This window comes from Mesorhizobium sp. M7A.F.Ca.CA.002.09.1.1 (assembly GCF_003998555.1).
In the GTDB taxonomy this organism is placed as follows: Bacteria; Pseudomonadota; Alphaproteobacteria; order Rhizobiales; family Rhizobiaceae; genus Mesorhizobium; species Mesorhizobium ciceri.
Genome location: NZ_RZRR01000646.1, coordinates 1 through 3,298, shown reverse-complemented (window position 1 = coordinate 3,298; position 3,298 = coordinate 1). Strand labels below are relative to the sequence as shown.

At 59.7% G+C, this 3,298-nt stretch carries 3 protein-coding genes; 1 reads left to right on the top strand and 2 read right to left on the bottom strand.

Annotated features, from left to right (window positions below; all coding sequences use genetic code 11):
• Positions 1-2,006: catalase (locus EN994_RS23770; RefSeq protein WP_127307842.1), on the top strand; the 2,006-nt coding region annotated here is incomplete at its 5' end.
• 74 nt (positions 2,007-2,080) lie between these two features.
• Here EN994_RS23770 and EN994_RS23765 read toward each other — a convergent pair.
• Both EN994_RS23765 and EN994_RS23760 read right to left on the bottom strand, forming a co-directional pair.
• Positions 2,081-2,575: a hypothetical protein gene (locus EN994_RS23765; protein ID WP_013533214.1), complete on the bottom strand. Its 495-nt coding sequence runs from the start codon at positions 2,573-2,575 to the stop codon at positions 2,081-2,083.
• An 87-nt stretch (positions 2,576-2,662) separates the two neighbouring features.
• Positions 2,663-3,298 (bottom strand): divalent metal cation transporter (locus EN994_RS23760; RefSeq protein ID WP_164746115.1); only part of this gene is annotated, 636 nt, incomplete at its 5' end.

The window sequence follows — 3,298 nt, the reverse complement described above, 5'->3', positions numbered from 1 at the left end:
CGCCTGTCCTTACCACGGCGCTCGGAACGCCTGTCTCCGACGACCAAAACACATTGCGGATCGGTGAACGCGGACCATCGCTGATCGAAGACTTTCACTTTCGCGAGAAGATTTTCCACTTCGACCACGAACGCATCCCGGAACGGGTCGTCCATGCCCGCGGCTATGGCGCGCATGGTTATTTCGAGACCTACGACTCACTGGCCAAATACACACGTGCCGACATTTTCCAGCGAGCTGGTGAAAAGACGCCGGCATTCGTTCGTTTCTCGACGGTTGCCGGCAACAAGGGCTCGTTCGATCTCGCCCGCGACGTGCGCGGCTTTGCGGTCAAGCTCTACACCAAGGAAGGCAATTGGGATTTGGTCGGCAACAACATTCCGGTCTTCTTCATCCAGGACGCCATCAAGTTTCCCGATCTGATCCACGCCGCCAAACAGGAGCCCGACCGTGCTTTTCCGCAGGCACAGACGGCGCACGACAATTTCTGGGACTTCATCAGCCTGATGCCGGAATCGATGCACATGGTGATGTGGATCATGTCGGATCGCGCCATCCCGCGTTCCTTCCGCTTCATGCAAGGCTTCGGTGTGCATACGTTCCGCCTCGTCAACGCCAAGGACGAATCCACCTTCGTCAAGTTCATCTGGAAACCCAAGCTCGGCATGCAATCGGTGGTCTGGAACGAGGCGGTCAAGATCAACGGCGCCGATCCCGACTTCCATCGCCGCGATCTGTGGGAGGCCATACAGGCCGGCAATTTCCCGGAATGGGAGTTGACGGTGCAACTGTTCGATCAGGCGTTTGCCGACAGTTTTGACTTCGATATCCTGGACGCAACGAAGATCATTCCCGAAGAGGTTCTCGAACCAATTCCGGTCGGTCGGCTGGTGCTCGACCGGATGCCGGATAATTTCTTCGCCGAGACCGAGCAGGTTGCATTCATGACGCAGAATGTGCCGCCCGGAATCGATTTCTCCAACGATCCGCTTCTGCAGGGCCGCAACTTCTCCTATCTCGATACCCAATTGAAGCGGCTGGGCAGTCCGAACTTTACCCATCTGCCGGTCAATGCGCCGAAGTGCCCGTTCGCCCATTTTCAACAGGACGGGCACATGGCCATGCGCAATCCGGCCGGTCGCGCCAACTATGAACCTAACTCATGGGGACTGGGACCGCGCGAGGATCCGCAGCGTGGCTTCCGTTCTTTCTCCGATGCCGAACAAGGGCAGAAAGTACGTCTGCGCGCGGAGAGCTTCGCCGATCACTACAGCCAGGCCCGGCAATTCTTCAACAGCCAGACACCACCGGAGCAGCGTCACATCGCGATGGCGCTGACGTTTGAACTGAGCAAGGTCCAGGCACCGGCGATCCGCGAACGCATGGTTTCGCATTTGTTGAACATCGATGAAACGCTGGCGACCACGGTCGCCGACAAGCTCGGCATCCGTGACATGCCCGAACCTGCCGAAGCCGCCGTTCCACCGCGCGATGACTTGCCGCCGTCGCCGGCGCTCAGCATCATCCAAAACGGGCCCGACAGTTTCGAAGGCCGCAAAGTCGGTGTCATGCTCAGCGATGGAGCCGATGTCGCGCTGTTCGAGGAACTTCGTTCCGCCATCGAAGCGGAAGGCGCGGTGATGGAGGTGGTTGCGCCCAAGGTGGGCGGCGTCGAAGCCGCCGACGGCACCCACATCGAGGCAAGGCACATGATCGACGGCGGTCCATCCGTTTTGTTCGACGCGGTGGTGCTGCTCCTCTCCGAGGCGGGCGCCGAGCTACTGGTCACGGAGGCCGCTGCGAAGGATTTCGTGTCTGATGCGTTTGCGCATTGCAAGTTCATCGGCTTCACCTCCGGGGCCGAGCCGCTCCTGATCAAAGCAGGCGTCGCTCCCGATGCCGATGAGGGGCTGAGGCGGCTGGATTCGGCAGCTTCGGTAGCTGCGTTTGTGCAGTCATGCCGCAAACTGCGGCTCTGGGCGCGGGAGGCGGCTGTCAAACTTTGATGCGATGGCGTCAGCTGTTTCCGTTGGCGCGTCCGCACTCTTTGGTTTGCCGCCAACCCAGCCGGCACCGCGGTCTACGAGCGATCTTCCTTGCTGGACGCTTGTCGCCGCTGCTTCTCCAGAACCTCGTCGGTCCCAACCAGCTTCTTTGCTCCGCCTGAAATGGTCGTGGACACCACCGAAGGCGGATCGCTCGCGGGAAAGGAATCCTCCAACCCCGCCTGCAGTTGGTCCTCGAGCGTGCGTGGTTCTTCGGACCGGCCGGGCGTTCTGCGCGTGTCGATCTTCTCCAGCGACTGTTTCTTTTTCGGCGAATCGTTGGCGTTCCGGACCAGGGCGTAAAGCTGCTCGATCGCGAGTTCCTTGATCGTTTCGAAATCGGCCCGATCGTCCTTGGCAGCCTCGATTTGATCAACCATGGCTTTCTCGAAGCGGTCGAGGCTGTCGCCTCCGCAGGCATGGGAAAGGCGCAACAGGGCTTCGTTCAGCATCAACGGAGCGAAATGTGCTGAAGCTTCAAGCCTGAGTTGCCTTAAACGGTCCGGAGTTGCGGCCTGCAACTTTGACATGGACAACCTCCTTTCTCCCACAAGCGTCTCAACGGGATTTGACCGCCGATGTTCCACCGTGCCTGAACATCTGTCATGCCATGCGAGCTACAGGAACCAGCTTGCCACCAATCCCGCCGACGCCGCAAAAATCGCCAAGGTCGTCACGCCGCCCAGGATGTTCGTGCTTGTGCTGTTGACCTTGTCGCCCATGATCTTGCGATTGTTGGTCATGATGAGGATGAGAAGCAGCAGCGGCGGCGTTGAAAATCCTTGCACGATGCCGGACCAGACGAGAGCTTTCATCGGGTTGAAGCCGAAGAAATTGAGACCCACCGCCACCAGCGTTATGACCCCGATCGCGATGTAGAATTTGGGAGCCTGCCGGGGTTTGGCATGCAGGCTATTCTTCCATCCCATCGCCTGGGCGAAATCGAAAGCAGCGCCAGCGGTCATGATCGGCACGGCCAGGAAGCCGACGCCAATTACACCGGCCGCAAAGAGAATGCCGGCAGCGTCGCCGGCAAGCGGCCGCAGCGCTTCGGCCGCCTGTGCCGCTGTCTCGATCTGCGTGTGTCCGGCCTTGTAGAGCGTCGACCCGGTCGAAAGGATGATAAAATACATGATCAGATTGGAGAACGTCATGCCGATTAGGATATCGCGGCGGGATCGGCGCAGTTCACCCTCGGTGGCGCCTTTGCGCTCTTCGAGGCTCGTTCGACCCTTGGCGATCTCCTCCTCCAC

Bases quoted from the DNA above. Each gene is read 5' to 3' on its own strand.
- EN994_RS23765 (WP_013533214.1), bottom strand. From the start codon at position 2,575: ATGTCAAAGTTGCAGGCCGCAACTCCGGACCGTTTAAGGCAACTCAGG.